The 17875-nt window shown below is 69.7% G+C and carries 16 protein-coding genes and 1 riboswitch; of the genes, 3 read left to right on the top strand and 13 right to left on the bottom strand.

Annotated elements, in window-relative coordinates:
- Nucleotides 1–33: 33 nt before the first annotated feature.
- The 5 genes from ACTWQO_RS36300 to ACTWQO_RS36280 form a co-directional block, all read right to left on the bottom strand.
- Entirely contained in the window at nt 34–1191 is a 1158-nt protein-coding gene (locus ACTWQO_RS36300; RefSeq protein ID WP_443241642.1) for a hypothetical protein, read from the bottom strand.
- Nucleotides 1192–1392: 201 nt separating this feature from the next.
- A complete protein-coding gene (locus ACTWQO_RS36295) occupies nt 1393–2403 on the bottom strand; it encodes an NlpC/P60 family protein (protein ID WP_443241641.1) in 1011 nt (336 codons plus the stop codon).
- 227 nt (nt 2404–2630) lie between these two features.
- The gene (locus ACTWQO_RS36290) at nt 2631–3665 is read right to left on the bottom strand and encodes an NlpC/P60 family protein (RefSeq protein ID WP_443241640.1); all 1035 of its coding nucleotides are present in this window, start codon (nt 3663–3665) and stop codon (nt 2631–2633) included.
- Between the two features lie 210 nt (nt 3666–3875).
- Nucleotides 3876–5219, bottom strand: coding sequence for an NYN domain-containing protein (locus tag ACTWQO_RS36285; RefSeq protein WP_443241639.1), 1344 nt, complete (start codon nt 5217–5219; stop codon nt 3876–3878).
- A 39-nt stretch (nt 5220–5258) separates the two neighbouring features.
- Nucleotides 5259–5498, bottom strand: coding sequence for a hypothetical protein (locus ACTWQO_RS36280; RefSeq protein ID WP_037719539.1), 240 nt, complete (start codon nt 5496–5498; stop codon nt 5259–5261).
- A gap of 168 nt (nt 5499–5666) precedes the next feature.
- On the opposite strand from ACTWQO_RS36280, the gene ACTWQO_RS36275 reads away from it, so the two are divergent.
- Both ACTWQO_RS36275 and ACTWQO_RS36270 read left to right on the top strand, forming a co-directional pair.
- Nucleotides 5667–6404, top strand: a complete 738-nt coding sequence (locus tag ACTWQO_RS36275; RefSeq protein ID WP_443241638.1) for a rhomboid family intramembrane serine protease — start codon at nt 5667–5669, stop codon at nt 6402–6404.
- Nucleotides 6401–6682 carry an Lrp/AsnC family transcriptional regulator gene (locus ACTWQO_RS36270; RefSeq protein WP_210576181.1) on the top strand — a complete coding sequence of 94 codons (282 nt, stop codon included), beginning with the start codon at nt 6401–6403 and terminating at the stop codon, nt 6680–6682. Before ACTWQO_RS36275 ends, ACTWQO_RS36270 begins: the two co-directional genes overlap by 4 nt.
- Before the next feature lie 9 nt (nt 6683–6691).
- Here the strand turns inward: ACTWQO_RS36270 and ACTWQO_RS36265 are convergent, their stop codons facing one another.
- From ACTWQO_RS36265 to ctaE, 7 genes are all read right to left on the bottom strand, one after another.
- Nucleotides 6692–8827, bottom strand: a complete 2136-nt coding sequence (locus ACTWQO_RS36265) for a protein kinase domain-containing protein (protein ID WP_443241637.1) — start codon at nt 8825–8827, stop codon at nt 6692–6694.
- A gap of 68 nt (nt 8828–8895) precedes the next feature.
- Nucleotides 8896–10269 (bottom strand): aminotransferase class V-fold PLP-dependent enzyme, encoded by a 1374-nt coding sequence (locus tag ACTWQO_RS36260; protein ID WP_443241636.1) that lies wholly within the window; start codon nt 10267–10269, stop codon nt 8896–8898.
- Nucleotides 10270–10412: 143 nt separating this feature from the next.
- Nucleotides 10413–10529, bottom strand: a riboswitch (SAM riboswitch).
- 77 nt (nt 10530–10606) lie between these two features.
- Nucleotides 10607–11671, bottom strand: coding sequence for an anthranilate phosphoribosyltransferase (gene trpD, locus ACTWQO_RS36255; protein ID WP_443241635.1), 1065 nt, complete (start codon nt 11669–11671; stop codon nt 10607–10609).
- Nucleotides 11672–11737: 66 nt separating this feature from the next.
- Nucleotides 11738–13375 (bottom strand): cytochrome bc1 complex cytochrome b subunit, encoded by a 1638-nt coding sequence (gene qcrB, locus ACTWQO_RS36250; RefSeq protein ID WP_443241634.1) that lies wholly within the window; start codon nt 13373–13375, stop codon nt 11738–11740.
- A complete protein-coding gene (gene qcrA / locus ACTWQO_RS36245) occupies nt 13372–14427 on the bottom strand; it encodes a cytochrome bc1 complex Rieske iron-sulfur subunit (protein WP_443241633.1) in 1056 nt (351 codons plus the stop codon). The genes qcrB and qcrA overlap by 4 nt, the downstream gene beginning before the upstream one ends.
- Nucleotides 14424–15233 (bottom strand): cytochrome bc1 complex diheme cytochrome c subunit, encoded by an 810-nt coding sequence (gene qcrC / locus ACTWQO_RS36240; protein ID WP_443241632.1) that lies wholly within the window; start codon nt 15231–15233, stop codon nt 14424–14426. The genes qcrA and qcrC overlap by 4 nt, the downstream gene beginning before the upstream one ends.
- A 68-nt stretch (nt 15234–15301) precedes the next feature.
- Nucleotides 15302–15922 (bottom strand): aa3-type cytochrome oxidase subunit III, encoded by a 621-nt coding sequence (ctaE, locus tag ACTWQO_RS36235; protein WP_443241631.1) that lies wholly within the window; start codon nt 15920–15922, stop codon nt 15302–15304.
- Between the two features lie 145 nt (nt 15923–16067).
- On the opposite strand from ctaE, the gene ACTWQO_RS36230 reads away from it, so the two are divergent.
- A complete protein-coding gene (locus ACTWQO_RS36230) occupies nt 16068–16469 on the top strand; it encodes a hypothetical protein (RefSeq protein WP_443241630.1) in 402 nt (133 codons plus the stop codon).
- Between the two features lie 9 nt (nt 16470–16478).
- On the opposite strand, the gene ACTWQO_RS36225 is transcribed toward ACTWQO_RS36230, so the two are convergent.
- Nucleotides 16479–17744, bottom strand: a complete 1266-nt coding sequence (locus ACTWQO_RS36225) for an Ig-like domain-containing protein (protein ID WP_443241629.1) — start codon at nt 17742–17744, stop codon at nt 16479–16481.
- Nucleotides 17745–17875 lie beyond the last annotated feature (131 nt).

Here is a 17875-nt window from a genome sequence, read left to right as displayed (position 1 = left end):
AGCTTGCCGACGGCGACCCGGTCGAGCCCGGCGTCAGCCGAACTGGGCCCGCAGATACTCCCGCCACTGCTCGGTGAACTCCTCCGGCGTCGTCCCGAGCACCTTCTTCATCGCGTCCTCGACGGCGCCCGCCCGTTCCGGGTGGGCGCCGACGGCGCGGTAGAACTCGCCGAGCCGCACCTCGCCCCAGCGGTCCGCGATCAGCCGGCAGGCGATCCAGCCGCTCTCGTAGGCGCCCGCGAGCCGGGTCGCGTCGCCGGAGAAGCCGAAGTCCGCGTCCTCGGGCAGCGCGTCCGGCACCTCCCCCGCGGTCACCGCACGCTCCAGCTCGGGTGCGGCCTCGGCCGGTGTACGCCCGGTGCCCCGGTAGCCGACCCAGTCGGCGTACCCCTCGGACAGCCAGAGCGGAGTCGCGGGGCTGGTGTGGGTGCGGGTGGCGACATGGGTGGTCTCGTGGGTGAGCACGACCTGCTTGCCGGTGTCGCCGAGGACGCTGTACGCATCGGGGTTGACGATCACCCGGTCCGCGGGCGCCGTCGCCGGGGCGCCGGTCTCGCCGGTGGTGACCGCGGCTATCCCCCGGTACGAGGAGGCCGGCGAGCCCAGCAGCCGCGCCATGCCCTCCAGGGACTTCGGTACGAGCACGACGACGTGCCGGGACCAGTCCGTGCCCCACGCCTCCGACACCGCGGGCACCGCCCGGTCCGCGAGCCCGGCGAACTCGCTCAGCCGCTCCCGCGACTGCCCGACCCCCATCACCAGGCTCCGCTCCCCCTGGATGACGCTCACCGCGCCCTGGTCCCACAACTGCTCGGCGGACTTCTTCTCGGGCCGCTCCGCGTCGACGTACCACTCCCCCTCGTCGTCCAGGCTGAGGGTGAGCGTGCGGCCGACGGTGATGGGCGCCTTGTCGTAACCCTCGACGCGGTAGCGCAGCTCGGCCTCGGCGGTCGCCGTGCCGCCGGAGTCCCGCACGCTCGTGACCCGGTACGACCAGTCGGAGAGGGGCACTTCCCGCAGATTGCCGAACCAGCCCGGCGCCCCCGTACGCAGGAAGGCCGCCTGGTCCCGGCCGAGTATCGCCGTGGCCCGGATGTCGAGGACCCGCTGCACCTCGTCCTCGGTGCTGTCGGCCGCCGGTCTGCCCCCGCACGACACGAGGGCGACGAGCAGCAGACAGAGCGCCACCAAGCGCTCCGCTGAATGTGCGGTTCGTCGGCTGCGGGCCGGTGGGGGCTGGTCGCGCAGTTCCCCGCGCCCCTTACGGGGCGCTGTACCGCACCGGACTTCACCAGTCCCGTTCAGAGATCCCGTCGCCCGCCATCGACCAGCCACGACTCCGATCGTACGGGGGCTGTCGAGTACGGGTCAGACCCCGTTCGACGACTCCGGTCAGATCCTCGTGACCGAGTTGACGGGCATCATCCCGACCGGGTCGTAGCGCACGGGTGCGCCGGGGTACGGCGCGTGGATCACCTGGCCGTTGCCCATGTACATCCCGATGTGGGAGGCGTCGTGGTAGGTGACCAGGTCGCCGGGCTGGGCCTCGGACAGCGGGACCTGTGTGCCCGATCCGGCCTGGGCCTGCGAGGTGCGCGGCAGGGCGACTCCGGCCTGCGCGTACGACCACTGCATCAGGCCCGAGCAGTCGAAACCGGTGGGGCCGTTGGCGCCCCAGACGTAGGGCCTGCCCACCGCGGACATGGCGGCGGCGACGGCGGCTGCCGCGCGGCCCGAGGGCGGGACGGCACCGCCGAGGTCCGGCAGGTCGTAGCGGCCGGAGCGGGAGGCGCGGTCGTAGGCGGCGCGCTCGGCGTCCGGCAGCGAGTTGAGCAGCTGCCGCGCCTTGGCGAGCTTGCGTTCGACGGTCTTCTTGTGCGCGGCGACGGCCTTGCGGCTCTTCTCCAGCTCGGCGAGTTTCCGGGTCGCCTCGGCGCGCTCCCGGCCGAGGACGCGCATCGCGTCCTGGAGGTCCTTCAGCTCGCCCGCCTGGTGGGCGGTGATCCGGTCGAGGACGGACGCCTTGTCGAGGTAGTCCTCCGGGTTGTCGGAGAACAGCAGGGCGAGGGAGGGATCGATGCCGCCGGAGCGGTACTGGGCGCCGGCCAGCGAACCGAGCGCCTCCCGCATGGTGTTGATGCTCTCCTGCTGCCGGGCGATCCGGTCCTGGGCACCGGTGACCTGCCTGCGCAGCTTGTCGGCGCGCTCGTCGGCCTTGTTGTAGGCCTCGGTGGCCTTCTCGGCCTCCCCGTAGAGGCGGTCCACCTCGGCACGGGTGTCGTCGTACGGCGTGGCTTCCGCCGGAATCACGCCCAGGGCCGCGGCGGCGGCGGACAGCACACAGACCGCGGCACTGGCGCCACGGTCGAACCCGGTCGGTGCAAGGCGACGATGAGACCCCACAGGAAGCCGCATTCCTTCCGCTGGCGGACAAGGACCTTCCCCGGCAAGGAGAAGCGCGGCAGACAGTAACCCCGTGGCGGGGTGACGGCCAAAGACCTTCGCGGACACGCAAAGTGACGCCCCGCCTCTGACGCAGGTCATCGGCGGGGCGTGGGGTCAGGCCAGGTGGTTGTGATTCGCCCGAACGGGCGGCACGGTGTCCTGATCTTGGTCGGCCGGAAGAGGGCTCAGATCCGGACGCCGAACTGGAACGGCATGTTGTTGATCGACTCGTAGCGCACGACCGCGCCGGTGCGGGGGGCGTGCAGTATCTGGCCGTTGCCCGCGTAGAAGCCGACGTGGTGCTGGTCGCCGTAGAAGATGACCAGGTCGCCGACCTTGAGGTCGCCCTGCGAGTAGATGCGCTGGCCGGCGCTGGCCTGGGCCTGCGAGGTGCGCGGTATGCCGACGCCGGCCTGCGCGAAGGCCCAGGAGGTCAGGCCGGAGCAGTCGAAGGAGGACGGGCCGGAGGCGCCGTAGACGTAGGGCGCGCCGATCTTGGACTGGGCGGCCTGGAAGGCGGCCATGGCCCGGCCGGAGGCGGGGGCGGTGTTGCCGAGGTCCACGCGCTCGGAGGCGGAGCGGCTGGCGCGTTCGTCCGCGGCGGCGAGGGCGGCCTTCTCGGCGGCCGTCAGGGTGTTGAGCAGCTTCTGCGCCTCGGCGAGCTTGGCCTGGACTTCCTTCTTCTGGCTGCCCAGCTCGGTGCGGGTGGCGGCGAGGTCCTTGAGCTTGTCGGACGCCTCGGCGCGGTCCTGGGCGAGTTCGCGCTGCTTCTCCTGGATCTTCTTCAGCTGCTCGACCTGCTGGGAGCTGAGCTGGTCGGCGGTGGACGCCTTGTCCAGGTAGTCGTCCGGGTTCGACGACAGGAAGAGCTGGAGGGAGGAGTCTATGGAGCCGGTGCGGTACTGGGCGGCAGCCGCCAGGCCCATCGAGTCGCGCAGCTCGTTGAGGTCTTCCTGGCCGCGGGCGACGTTGTCCTGGATGGTGGAGATCTCCTTCTGGAGCTTCTCCTGCTTCTCCTTGGCCCCGTTGTACTTCTCGGTGGCGTGCTCCGCCTCTTCGTAGAGCTTGTCGACCTTGGCCTTGACCTCGTCCTTGCTCGGCTTCTCGCTCGGCGCGGCGTTGGCGGCCTGCGAGCTCAGGGCTACGGCGGCAGCGGCCGCGGTGGTCAGCACGGTAACGCGCGTGCGACTGGCCTGCTTGGGTCGACGATGGGACGCCACGGAGGCGAACTCCTTCTTGAGAGTGATCACCCGCTCGGAGGTTCGAAGCCAGACCCTAGTGACCCGGCTGTGATCAGATCAAATCCTCAGGCGAAAAATCCCGGTTACGGACCGCATTCTTTACCCGCAACTCACATGCAGTGATGCGCGATTGACACTACGTTGCGTGACAGATCAGTCAATTCGGGCATTGAGTCTGTACGTTGACCTTCAGGACAGTCGCTTGAGAAGCACCGCAGACGCCACGGGTCGGGCGCCCGCCTTCGCGACCCCGTCGGCCACCTCGCGGTCGGTCGAGGCGACGATGACCGGACGCCCCGGCGGCTCCGCGCGCACCAGCTGGCGGATCAACTCGTCGGCGGTGACGCCCGGTTTGGAGAACAGCACCCGCACCCCGCGCGGCGGCGCGAGCAACACCGGCGCCGCCAGCTCGGCGCCGTCGAAGACGCAGGTCACCTCGGCGCCGGTCTGCGCGGCGAGCTGCGAGAGCTGGCCCAGCAGCCTCAACCGCTGCTTCTCCAGGGGCATTTGGGGATAGCCGGTCTTGGTGACGTTGTAGCCGTCGACGACCAGATGCGCCTGCGGCAGCGCCAGCAGCTGGTCGAGGATCGCGGGGTCGTTTTCGGACAACGCCCGCGCCGCGATGTCTTTCGGCGTCATTCGTCCCGGTTCGACCGCATCCACGGTCTCGGCCGGACGTACCGACACCGGCGGCAACGCCAGCTCCCGCCGCAGCCCTTGGGCCGCGTCGAGCACGGTGTCCAGCAGCAGCCGTACGCGCATGTCCTCGACGCTGCGGCCCTCCCTGGCCGCCCGGCGGGTGGCCTCCAGGGCGGCCTCCGCCTCCCCGAGCCGCGCCTTGAGCCGCCGGCTCTCGCTCTCCGCGGCGGACACCTGCGCCTGCGTCTCCGCGCGTACGGTCTCCATCTCGCCGTGCAGCTTGCGCAACGCCGCCTCGCCGCGCTTGACGTCGCTGAGTGCGGCGCGCAGCTTGCGGTGCAGCGAATCGGCTTCCTTCTTCGCCGAGTCCAGCTCGGTGCGCAGCCGCTCGGTCTCGGCCCGGGTGTGCTCACGGGCCCGGTCGAGTTCGGTACGCAGCCGCTCCAGTTCGGCGCGGTTCTCCTCGTCGGCCCGCTCGGCGTCGGCCCGCTGGGCCTCCTCGCCGGCCGCGGTCACGAGCTTCACCCAGCCGGTGGGGCGCAGTACATAGGCCGCGGCCGCCACGTCGAGCGGGTCCGCGGCCGGAGGCGGCGAGCCTGAGTCGAGGGCGCCGGACAGCTCCGGCTGCGCCTCTCTGAACTTCTCGCCGATGCGCTGCCGGAACAGCGGATCGGTCTCCAGGGCGGCCGCCATCGCGTTGCCGGCGAACTTGGCCCGGCGATTGGGGGCGAACCGGGCGTACTGCCGCAGTTGCGCGGGAAGTTCGGCGACGGTCAGCCCGCCGAAACCGTCCGAGACGATCTGCACGACCCGGCGGCGCACTCCGTCGGGCAGCGGACGGTCGAGCACCTCAGCGGCGCCGTCGCCCGGCCCCCCGCCTGCGCTCTCCACCATCCGTCACACCTCATTAGCTGTGCGGGGGCCGCTCTCCCGTCAGGAGCCGGCGCCCGGCCTGTCCACGAGTTCCACCTGGTCCACCGCGTTGCACCAGCGGCAGCGGACCGATTCGATCGTCTCACTGACCACTTCGCGCTCCTCCACCTTGGGCTCCCCGGCAAGATCGAGGTGGACGTACTCGACGACCTTCGACGAGCGGGTCACGTCGAAGCGCGTGAGATTGCCGCAGAGGGTGCAGCGCCACCGCGTGGAGGCGGTCGGCAGGGGAACCGTCATCGTGACTGATCGCTTTCCTTCTAGTGTCCGTGTCACGCCAGCTTCCCTGATGCGTGTGGCTCGTAACCCTACGGCCTGGCGCGTACTCGACGCCCGTCCGTCCACCGGGCCGGTCCGGCGGCGAGGCGGTCTGTGCGGCTGCGTCCCGTTACGTCATGCTCTGGGGTCATGATCAGCAACTGGAGCGCATCAGCGGCCAAGGCCATCCGGATCCCGTCGGCCCCGATGACGTACACCCTGATCGCCGCCTGCTGTCTGCTCTTCCTGGCCGGCCCGGCGGCCGGGCTCAATCCGGCGTACGGCTCCGGCGACGCGCTGCTCGCCGCCCAGCGGGACTACTTCCCTCGCTGGGGGGTGGTCCCCGCAGAACTGTTCGAGGGCTCCCCGCGGGCGGCCCTCACTCCGGCCACGGCCCTGTTCGTCCACGGCAGCTGGGTGCATCTGCTGGGCAACATGCTCTTCCTCTACGTCTTCGGAGCGATGACCGAGGAACGGATGGGCCGCATGCAGTTCACCCTCTTCTACGTCGGCTGCGGCTATCTGGCCCTGCTGGCCTACGCGGCTGCCAACGCCGACTCCGAGCAGTCCCTGGTCGGTGCGTCCGGGGCGATCTCGGCGGTCCTCGGTGCGTTCCTGTACCTGTTCCCCGGAGCCCGGGTGACCAGTCTCCTCCCGTTTCTCTTCTTCCTCCCGCTGCGCTTCCCGGCCTGGGTCGTGCTGCCCTTCTGGGCGGCACTGCAGTGGCTGGCGGCGGCCCGCGACTCCCAGGGCCCGAGCGTGGCCTACCTGGCCCATCTGACCGGCTTCGGCCTGGGTCTCTGTTACGCGTGGGCCCGATTCGGCCGTACGACTAGAGTGAGGCGCACCGCAGCGACGCCCGCCCCCGAGGGAGAGAAACAGCCGTGATCACCGCGATCGTGCTCATCAAGACCAGCGTGGACCGGATCCCCGAGATCGCGGAGTCGATCGCGGCGTTGGACTCCGTCAGCGAGGTGTTCTCCGTGACCGGCACGTATGACCTGATCGCCATGGTCCGGGTGAAGGAGCATGAGGATCTGGCGGACGTCATCCCCGGCCGCATCAGCAAGATTCCCGGCGTGGAGGGCACCGACACGCACGTGGCGTTCCGGACGTACTCCCAGCACGACCTGGAGGCGGCATTCGCGATCGGGCTCGACAACTGACCAGGGCGGCTACGACTCCTTGGTGCCCAGGGCCAGGGCCGTGATGCCGTCGGCGGTGGCGACGTAGATGCGGTCCTGGTGGACTACCGGGCTCTGGGTGCCGAAGGACGCTCCGCCCTCGACGCGCTTCTCCCAGGTCCGCTTGCCGCGGCGGTTGACGCCGTAGAGCATCGAGCCCTGGCGCACATGGACGGTGTCGCCGGCGACCGTGGGATCGCTGTACTGGTTCCCGTTGCCGGGGAGCAGGAAGGTCCACGCCGTCGATCCGTCGGCGGGATCCAGGGCGACGAGTGCGAAGTCGTTCATGGTGACGGCGAGGCCGGCGAAGGGCACGCAGCTGACGTAGCGGCCGCCGCCGAGGTCCTCGTTGTCCGAGTGCCACAGCGCCTTGCCGGTCCGGCTGATGCCGTGCAGCATCTGCTCGCCGCCCGATCCCACCACCAGCGTGTCGCCGACCTGCGTCGGCCGCCCGGTGTCGGACCCGGCGGGCACCGACCAGAGCCGCTGCCCGCTCGCCGCGTCCAGGGCCTGCACCTCGTCCGCGAAGGTACCGACGTACACGACCCCGTCCGCGACCATGGGCTCGCTGGTCGGCGCCGCCTTCGTGGCCGTGTCCCAGCGCACGCTGCCGTCGGGCCGGTACGCCCGCACTCCGCCCGCCTCCGACGAGCCGCCGTACGACACCAGGACGAGCCCGCCCACGGCCACCGGGAACTGACTGTTGCCCATGGCGAGCGGCTTGGTCCAGCGCACCTTGCCGCCGTGCCCGAGCGCGCACAGCTTCGAGGCGCCCTCCTGCCCGTCGAACAGCAGGCAGTACACGCCGGCCGGGGTGGCGAGCGGGGACATGACCTCGCCGCCCAGGTCCGTGTGCCAGACGTTCAGGCCGTCCGGGCCGACGGCGTGCAGCGAGCCGTCCGTGCCGCCGACGTACACCCGCTTGCCGTCGAGCGACACCGCGGCGCAGGGCCCGCGCCTCCCGCCGAGCCCCTGCACCTTGTACTGCCAGCCCACTCGGGACGCGGAGGCGCTGGGCCCGCTCGCCGCCTGCCCCTTGCCGTCATCGGTGTCCCGCAGCCACAGCCACCCGCCGACACCCCCGGCCGCCACGATCCCCGCGCCGCCCGCCACGGCCCGCAGCAGCCGGCGCCGGGAGGGCGGCTCGGGCGGCGTGACCGTGGGTACGTCCGTGACCGTCACCGGGGCCACATACTCGACCCGGCTCTCCCGCTCCCCCGAGGCACGTTCCGGAATCCAGCGCTCACCGCCCGGCTCGGGCTCTTCCGGGGCCTCGCCGGTGTACCAGCCCGCCCGCAGTCCCTCCCGCAGGGAGCGTGCGCTGTGCCCCGCGGCCGCCACCACGTCCACGGGCGTCGGCCGCGCGTCGGGGTCGTCCCGCAGACACGACTCCACCAGGGGCAGCGCCGCCTTCGGTACGGCGGACAGATCGACGTCCCCGGTCAGGATCCGCAGCAGGACGACCGAATCCTGACCCTCGCCGAACGGCTCCCGCCCACCGGACGCATAGGCGAGGACCGCGCCCAGCGAGAAGACGTCGCTGGCCGGTCCGACCCGGGCGCCGTTGCGGATCTGCTCCGGCGAGACATAGCCGACCGACCCGACGACCACCCCGGTCTTCGTCAGCGCCGTCGCCTCCAGCGCCCGTACGATCCCGAAGTCGATGACCCGGGGACCGTCCGGCGCCAGCAGGATGTTGGACGGCTTGAGGTCCCGGTGGATCAGCCCCTTGGCATGGATCGCGGCGAGCGCCTCGGCCAGGGCCGCCGCCAGCAGCCGCACCGCATCCTCGGGCATCGGCCCGCCGTCCAGCACCGCGTCCCGCAGATTCGGCCCGTCCACGAACTCCGTTGCCATCCAGGGCCGTTCGGCCTCGGTGTCGGCGTCCACGACGCGCGCGGTGTACGTGCCCGCTCCGCCGACGGTCTGCGCGGCCCGCACCTCGTGCCGGAACCGGGCGCGGAAGGTGCGGTCCTCCGCGTGCTCGGCCCGCACCACCTTCACCGCCAGCCGCGGCCCGCCCGGCGCCTGGGCGAGGTACACCTCCCCCATGCCGCCGGAGCCGAGTCTGCCCAGTACCTCGTACGGGCCGATCCGCCGAGGATCCGTCTCGCGCAGCACCTGCACCCCGTGCTCCCCCTGTTTCTCCGTACGGCCGCAGCAAGGAGCGTATACGCGGTGTCCGCGTCAAAGGGTCAGACAGCCGGGACGCAGCGGCCGTCCTCGGTGCGGTAGCGCCACTTCGCGCCGTCCTGGACGAGTTCCTTCACGGCCTTCACAAAACGTTCGACATGCTCGTCCGGCGTGCCCGCGCCGAAGCTCACGCGGATGGCGTTGAGGGACTTCTCGCCGGGCGCGGCCTCGGGAGCGCCGCACTCGCCCTGGGACTGCGGGTCGCTGCCGAGCAGGGTACGGACCAGCGGGTGGGCGCAGAACAGGCCGTCGCGGACGCCGATGCCGTACTCGGCGGAGAGCGCGGCGGCGAAGTGCGAGCTGTTCCAGCCGTCGACGACGAAGGAGATGACGCCGACGCGGGGGGCCTCGTCGCCGAAGAGGGAGAGGACGCGCACTTCCGGGACCTCGGCGAGGCCTTCCCTGACCTGCGCGATCAGGTGCTGCTCACGGGCCACCAGGGTGTCGAGGCCCGCCTCCGTCAGGGCCTTGCAGGCGGAGGCGATGGAGTAGGCGCCGATGACGTTCGGGGAGCCCGCCTCGTGCCGGGCGGCGGTGTCGTGCCACTCCACGTCCACTCCCCCGTCCGTACGCCGGGTGACCTTCCGGCTGGCGCCGCCGCCCGCGAGATACGGCTCGGCCGCACGCAGCCAGTCGGCACGGCCGGCCAGCACGCCGGAGCCGAAGGGGGCGTACAGCTTGTGCCCGGAGAAGGCGACCCAGTCGACGTCGAGGTCCTGCACGGAGACCGGGTGGTGCGGGGCCAGCTGGGCGGCGTCCAGAACGATCCGTGCGCCGTGCGCGTGCGCGGCTGCGGCCAGCTCTCGTACGGGCCACAGCTCGCCGGTGACGTTCGAGGCGCCGGTGACACAGACCAGGGCGGGGCCGTTGGGGTCACGGTCGGCAAGGGCGCGCTGCAGGGTCTCGACGGCCTGGCCCGGGGTGCGGGGCGCGTTGAGGTAGGTGACGTGGGCGTCCCGCCAGGGCAGCAGGGAGGCGTGGTGCTCGGTCTCGAAGACGAAGACCTGACAGTCGGCGGGGAGCGCGGCGGCGAGCAGGTTGAGCGAGTCGGTGGTGGAGCGGGTGAAGACCAGCTGGTCGTCGGCGCGGCAGTCGAGGAACTCGGCAACCGTGGCGCGGGCGTTCTCGAAGAGGTCGGTGGACAGCTGGGAGAGGTAGCCGGCACCGCGGTGCACGCTGCCGTAGTACGGCGCGTACGCCGCCACGTCGTCCCAGACGCGCTGGAGGGCGGGGGCGCTGGCCGCGTAGTCGAGCGCGGCGTAGGTGACCTCACCGCCGGTGACGAGCGGGACGGTGACATCCCGGCCGAGAACGGGCAGGGCCCCCGGAATGTCACGGCAAACGGACTGGGCGGCGGCAGCGGTGGAGACAGACATGGGTGAACTCCCGTGAGAGGCGTACGCATGCGGCGTACGAGAAAGAGAAAAGGGTGTGCGGAGGCGGGGCTCTGCGGCCCTATCGCATTCGCTTGCTCACGGAAGGCTCCCTCGAACGACCAGGACCCCTGGGTTTCGAGAGGGGCCCGCGCTTGCCGTAGACCTCGCTGCCTACGGCCTGGTCTTCACCCGGGGCACCCCGCCACGGACGGAGGGTTGCCGGACAGTCGGCCGGGGCCTCATGACTGTCACTCATGACCTGGGCAGGAAAGTACGTCAAATGATCGACGTCCCGCAACCCGTGTCCGGATCGCGGGACGTCTCCTTGCGTGCCGCGCTACTTGTTGCTCGCGGCCACCCAGCGCTCCAGCGTCAGCTTCGCCGCCCCGGAGTCGATCGACTCCGCCGCCTTCTCCATCCCGGCGCGGATCTGCTCGGCGAGCGGGGCACCGGTCGGATCCAGCGCCACCAGGGCCGCCGCCGAGTTCAGCAGTACGGCCTCCCGCACCGGGCCCGTCTCGCCGTCCAGCACGCGCCGGGCGACCTCGGCGTTGAAGGAGGCGTCGGCGCCGCGGAGGGCCTGAACCGGCACCAGTTCGAGGCCGACGTCCCGCGGGTCGAAGGACTCCTCGGTGACCTTGCCGTCGCGGACGATCCACACCCGGGAGGTGGCCGTGGTGGTCAGCTCGTCCAGGCCGTCGTCGCCGCGGAACACCAGGGACGAGTTGCCGCGCTCGGCGAAGACGCCGGCCACGATCGGCGCCATGCGGAGGTCCGCGACGCCGACGGCTTGCGCCCTCACCTTTGCCGGGTTGGTCAGCGGGCCCAGGAAGTTGAACGTCGTCCGGATCCCCAACTGGCCGCGCGCCGCCGCCACATGACGCAGCGCCGGATGGAACTTCACCGCGAAGCAGAAGGTGATCCCGGCCTCCTCGGCGACCTCGGCGACCCGCTGCGGCGTCAGCTCCAGACTGACGCCCAGCTTCTCCAGGACGTCCGAGGCCCCGGACGCCGAGGACGCGGCCCGGTTGCCGTGCTTGACGACCTTCGCGCCGGTACCGGCGACGACGATCGAGGACATCGTGGAGATGTTCACCGTCTTCGCGCCGTCACCGCCTGTGCCGACGATGTCGACCGTGTGCCCCGGCACCTCGATCACATTCGCGTGCTCGTACATCGTGCGGACGAGCCCAGCGATCTCCTCCACGGTCTCGCCCTTGGCGCGCAGCGCCACCGCGAACCCGGCGATCTGCGCGTCGGTCGCCTCACCGCGCATGATCCGGTCCATCGCCCAGGCCGTGTCGTCGGCGCTCTGGTCCCGGCCCTCCAGCAGACCGTTCAGCACCTCGGGCCAGGAACGGCCCGCCGCGGTGTCGCCTCCAGCGGGGGTCACAGCGCTCATAGCCGCTCCTGTGGGTCGTAGAAGAGTGTGTTCCCACCCTATCCAGCCGCGGGCACGGCGAAGAGATCAGTGGTGGCCGTGGCCGCTCGTGATCTCCTTGTACTCCTCGACGGACGGCTTGGGGATCTGGGCTTCCTCGCCGTAGTACGCCTTGCTGAGCTTGGCGCGCAGCTTCTCGGAGCCCTTCACCTTGCGCTCGACACCGTTCTCGTCGACCGTCGGGCCGATCTCGGCCGGCTCGTACTGCTCGTGCGCGGTGAGGGTGTACAGCGCGTCCTGGCTGAGCGGCTCGTGCACCTCGATGAACTCACCGTGCGGCAGGCGCTTGATGATGCCCGACTCGCGGCCGTGCAGCACCTTCTCCCTGTCCCGGCGCTGGAGGCCGAGGCAGATCCGCTTGGTGATGACGAACGCGAGCACCGGGGCGACGAAGAACCCGATCCGGACGAACCAGGTGATGGCGTTGATCGACAGATGGAAGTGGGTGGCCCAGAGGTCGTTTCCACCACCGATCAGCAGCACCATGTACCAGGTGATCCAGGCGACACCGAAGGCCGTACGGGTCGGTGCGTTGCGCGGGCGGTCCAGGATGTGGTGCTCGCGCTTGTCGCCGGTGACCCAGGACTCGATGAACGGGTAGACCGCGATCGCGACCAGCACCAGTGGGAAGATCATCAGCGGGATGAACACGCCAAGGACGAGCGTGTGCCCCCAGAAGTTGATCTCCCAGCCCGGCATGACACGGATCAGGCCCTCGGAGAAGCCCATGTACCAGTCGGGCTGGGCGCCGGTGGACACCTGGTCCGGACGGTAGGGGCCCATGGCCCAGATCGGGTTGATCGTGGCGATCGCCGAGACGACCGCGATGACACCGAAGACCAGGAAGAAGAAGCCTCCTGCCTTGGCCATGTAGACCGGCAGCAGCGGCATGCCGACGACGTTCTTGTTGGTCCGGCCGGGACCCGCGAACTGCGTGTGCTTGTGGTAGAAGACCAGGATCAGATGGCCGACCACCAGGCCGAGCATGATGCCCGGCAGCAGCAGGATGTGGATCGAGTAGAAGCGGGCCACGAAGTCGCCGCCCGGGAACTCACCGCCGAAGAGGAAGAACGACAGGTACGTGCCGACGATCGGCACGGACAGGATCGCGCCCTCCATGAAGCGGACACCGGTGCCGGAGAGCAGGTCGTCCGGGAGCGAGTAGCCGGTGAAGCCGGTGAACATGCCCAGGACGAACAGCAGGAAGCCGAACAGCCAGTTGATCTCACGCGGCTTGCGGAACGCGCCCGTGAAGAACACGCGCATCATGTGCACGAACATGCCGGCCAGGAAGATCAGCGCCGCCCAGTGGTGGATCTGCCGAATGAGCAGACCACCGCGCACATCGAAGGAGATGTGCAGGGTCGAGGCGAACGCCTCACTCATCAACTGGCCCTGCAGCGGGACGTAACTGCCGTGGTACTCCACCTCGTTCATAGACGGGTGGAAGAACAGCGTCAGATACACACCCGTGAGGATGATGATGATGAAGCTGTAGAGGCAGATCTCGCCCAACATGAACGACCAGTGGTCGGGGAAGATCTTGCGCATGTTGGTCTTGGCGAGGGAGTAGATCCCCAGCCGGCCGTCGGCCCAGTCGGCTACGCGCTCGCCGCCCGGTGCCTTCCCGCGGTCGCGGGACTCTTTGTTGGTCGCAGTACTCATCCGCGCTCCCAGAATGCAGGACCGACGGGCTCTTCGAAGTCGCCGAGCGCCTCGAGGTAGCCCTCGTCGTTCACGCCGATGCGCAGCTGCGGCAGGGCGTGACCGGCGGGACCGAAGATCACTCGGGCACCGTCGGAGAGGTCGAAGGTGGACTGGTGGCAGGGGCAGAGCACGTGGTGCGTCTGCTGCTCGTACAGGGAGATCGGGCAACCGACGTGGGTGCAGATCTTCGAGTACGCCACGATGCCCTCGTGGGACCACTCCAGCTCGCGCTTGTCCTTGATGTCGCCCGGCTGGATCCGGACGATCATCAGGGCGTCCTTGGCGATGTTGACCTGGAAGTCGTGGTCGTGCTCCTCCAGGCCCTCGGGCTTGGCGAAGGTGAGCGAGCCGACGACGACGTCGGAGGGACGCAGCGGCTCGTTGGTGTTCATGTTGACGAGCAGCTTGCCCCGGCGCCAGCTGGTGTGGCGGAGCTTGGTCTCGGGCAGCGGGCCGAGGTCGCGCAGCAGGACGACGCCGGAGAGCGGGACCAGGGCCAGCGCGCCGAACATCGTGTTGCGGATCAGCTTGCGGCGGCCCAGCGCGGACTCCTTGGCGCCCTGCTTGAAGTCGGCCATGACCTTGGCCTTGACCTCGGGCTCCGCCTCGATCGCGTGGCGCTCGTCGACCATCTCCTCGTCCGACATCAGCGTGCGGGCCCAGTGGACCGCGCCGGCGCCGATGGCGAAGAGGGCGATGCCGAGCGTCATGCCCAGCGCGAAGTTCAGCCCGCTGATGTGGCCCAGCGGGAAGATGTAGACCGACTCGTCGGCGGGGATCGTCACATACGCGGCGATGAAGCCGACAGTGGCCAGCATCGACACCGTGAACAGCATGGCCACCGTGCGCTCGGACCGCTTGGCGGCCCGCTCGTCGATGTCCTGCACCCGGTGCTCATGGGGCGGCAGGCCGGGATCCGCGAACGGGTCCTTGTCGTCCGCGACGCCTACGGCGCCGTGCGTGTCCTGCTCAGCGGGCAGGTTCTCTTCTGGAATGTCTTGGCTACTCATGACTTCTTGGCCTTTGCGGTCCGAGCGGCGACCCAGACGGCGACCGCGATCAGCGCGCCGAGTCCGAAGACCCACGAGAACAGACCCTCGCTGACCGGTCCGAGGCCGCCCAGCTCGAGGCCGCCGGGGCTCTCGGTGTCGTCGCTGTTGACCGCGTCGAGGTACGCGATGATGTCCTTCTTGTTCTGCTCCGACAGGATCGTGTCGGGGAAGGAGGGCATGTTCTGCGGGCCGGTCTGCATGGCCTCGTAGACGTGCTTCGGGGAGACGCCCTCGAGGTCGGGTGCGAACTTGCCGTGCGTGAGCGCGCCGCCCTTGCCGGTGAAGTTGTGGCACTGCGCGCAGTTGGTGCGGAACAGCTCACCGCCCTTGGCAATGTCGGCGTCCTCGGGGCTGTACTGCCGCTCGGTCGGGACGGTCGGACCGGCACCCAGCGAGGAGATGTAGGCCGCGAGCTGGTCGATCTCGGCCTGCGAGTAGACGACCTTCTTCTTCGGGACCTGCGCGCCCGGCTGCTGCGCCGGCATACGGCCGGTGCCCACCTGGAAGTCGACGGCCGCGGCGCCCACGCCCACCAGGCTCGGACCGTCGGTGGTGCCCTGACCGCCGGTGCCGTGGCAGCTGGCGCAGCCGACGGCGAAGAGCTTCTTGCCCTCGTCGATGGCAAGGGACTGGGCGGTTTCATCGGCCTGCGCCTTGTCCGCGGGTGCGAACACGGCGTACAGCCCCCCGGTGCATGCCAGCGCGAGGAGTAGAACGACGACCGCCGCCAGCGGATGGCGTCGTCGTGCGGAGAGCTTTTTCACGGATTACCCCGGTGTCAGGATCTTCTGCGTCGATGCTTCTGGAAAACGGTGCGGGACCGCGGCCCCGGCTACTTGATCATGTAGATCGTGGCGAAGAGGCCGATCCAGACGACATCGACGAAGTGCCAGTAGTAGGACACGACGATGGCGGCGGTCGCCTGCTCGTGAGTGAACCTTCTGGCCGCGTAGGTGCGGCCGAGAACGAACAGGAAGGCGATGAGGCCACCCGTCACGTGCAGGCCGTGGAAGCCGGTGGTCAGGTAGAACACCGAGCCGTACGGGTCGGACGAGAGCGAGAGACCCTCGTGCTTGACCAGCTCCGTGTACTCGAAGACCTGACCGCCGATGAAGATCGCACCCATGACGAACGTGACGATGAACCAGCCCCGGAGCTTCTTCACGTCACCGCGCTCGGCGGCGAACACGCCGAGCTGGCAGGTGAGGGAGGAGAGCACCAGGATCGTGGTGTTCGTCGCCGAGAACGGGAAGTTCAGGAAGTCCGCCTTCTCCTTCCAGAACTCGGGACCCGTCACCGATCGCAGGGTGAAGTACATCGCGAAGAGGGCCGCGAAGAACATCAGCTCGGAACTCAGCCAGATGATGGTTCCGACGCTGGTGAGGTTCGGTCGATTGACCGACGGGTGCGCGTGACCCTTGTCTACTGTCGTTGCTGTCGCCACGACCGACATTATGTCGGTCGCTTATCCCGCCCTCACTCCGGGGGTGCCGTTCGGAGTGTCTCTCCCGGCCATACCGGTGTTGACGTGGTGTTGAAGGGAGTAGCATCCGGCCCAACGGGCCTGATCCTTACGACGCTGATGTCACGGAGGAACCATGCAGCCGACCGCCACGGTGCTGGTCTACAGCGACGACTCCACCACCCGCGAGCAGGTGCGGTTGGCCTCCGGCCGGCGGCCGGCTCCTGATGTCCCCTTGGTCGAGTTCCTGGAGTGCGCCACGCCTGCGGCGGTGGTTGCCGAGTTGGACAAGGGCGGCATCGACGTCTGTGTGCTGGACGGTGAGGCCGTGCCGATGGGGGGCATGGGGCTCTGCCGTCAGATCAAGGACGAGGTGTTCAACTGCCCGCCCGTGCTGGTGCTGATCGGGCGGCCGCAGGATGCGTGGCTGGCTACGTGGAGCCGGGCGGAGGCGGCGGTGACGCTGCCGGTGGATCCGGTGGAGTTCGCCGCGGCGTTGGCTTCTCTGTTGCGGGAGAACAAGGCGCTGAGCGCCTGACGGGGCGCCTCACACCGCCGTCGGCCTGAGCCTTGCCGCGTCTTCCGGGCCGGGGCCCTCCGGGTTGCCCTTGATCAGGGCGCTGCCCTTGCGCCAGTGCTTCCACTGGAGGTTCCAGTCGCCGAAGCCGTTGCCGAAGGGCTCCATGGTGTCGCCGTAGGAGTTGACGACCTCGACCAAGTCGCCCTCGCGGACGTTCTCGTAGAACCAGGCGGCGTTGCCGGTGCTCATGCCGGTGCAGCCGTGGCTGACGTTGGCGTAGCCCTGGGAGCCGACGGACCAGGGGGCGGCGTGGACGTACTCGCCGCTCCAGGTGACGCGGGTGGCCCAGTAGACGGGCAGATCGTACGACTCCGAGGAGCCCTCGGCGATACCGATGCTGGTGCCGCGCATGCGTACGAAGTACTCCTTGCCGAGTACGACCTTGACGCCGTTGCGGGTCTCGAAGCCGGGCTTGCCGGTGGTGACGGGGATCTGGTTGATCGCCTCGCCGTTCTTGTAGACCGTCATGGAGTGGGACGAGGCGTCCGTGACGGCGATGACCTTGTCGCCCGTGGTGAGTTTCAGCGGCTTCGTCCCGCCGCCCCAGAGCCGGTCGCTGATCTTTATGCCCTCCAGGGTGCTGCGGACCCGGATGGTGGCGTGGGTGGGCCAGTACTCCTTGGGGCGGTAGTGGAGTTTCTGGTCGTCCACCCAGTGCCAGGCGCCCTCCGTCGCGGGCGTGGACTGGACCTTGAGTGCCCGTTCGATGATGGCGCGCTGGGCCTTGAGCTTGATGGGCTGGTCGAGTTCGGCCGTGATGGGCTGGCCGACGCCGTACTTGCCCGCCTGCGGCCCGAACTCCACCTTCAGGCGCTTCTTGGTGAGGGGCTTGCCGGTGTCGAAGCTGAGGACCTTGCGGCCGGGCGCCCCGTCCTCGTCCTCCGTGCTCACCCGGACGGTGTAGTGGGCGTTGGCGGCCAGCGGTGAGGTGCTGTGCCAGCGGGAGCCGTCGGCGGAGAGCTCGCCGGCCACGAACCTGCCTCTGCCGTCCCGGGCCGTGACATCCGTGATGCGCCCTTCGGAGCCCTCGGCGACGACCTCCAGGGGCTTGTCCGGGTCGGCCTTCTTCCCGCCCTTGGAGGAGCCGTTGAAGGCGATCTGGTCCGCCGCGTCGTACGGTGCGGCGGACAGTGGGTTGCCGTCGCTGCCGCAGCCGGTGACGCCCGCGCCGAGGGCCATCACCAGCAGCGTGCAGCCGACCGCGGTGCGGGTGGTGCGGGGTGAGTCGTTCATGGCTTCACGCTAGGAAGCCTCGTCAACCGCGGCGCGCTGGGTGACCCGTACGGGGGAACGTGATTGCGGCAAAAGGAGGAGCCCGGACCCTCCTTGACGGAGTGTCCGGGCCCCAGAGCGCTCGGCGTGTG

It is taken from the genome of Streptomyces sp. 4N124, assembly GCF_052245395.1.
GTDB lineage: Bacteria > Actinomycetota > Actinomycetes > Streptomycetales > Streptomycetaceae > Streptomyces.
This window is presented reverse-complemented; position numbering and strand designations above follow the sequence as displayed.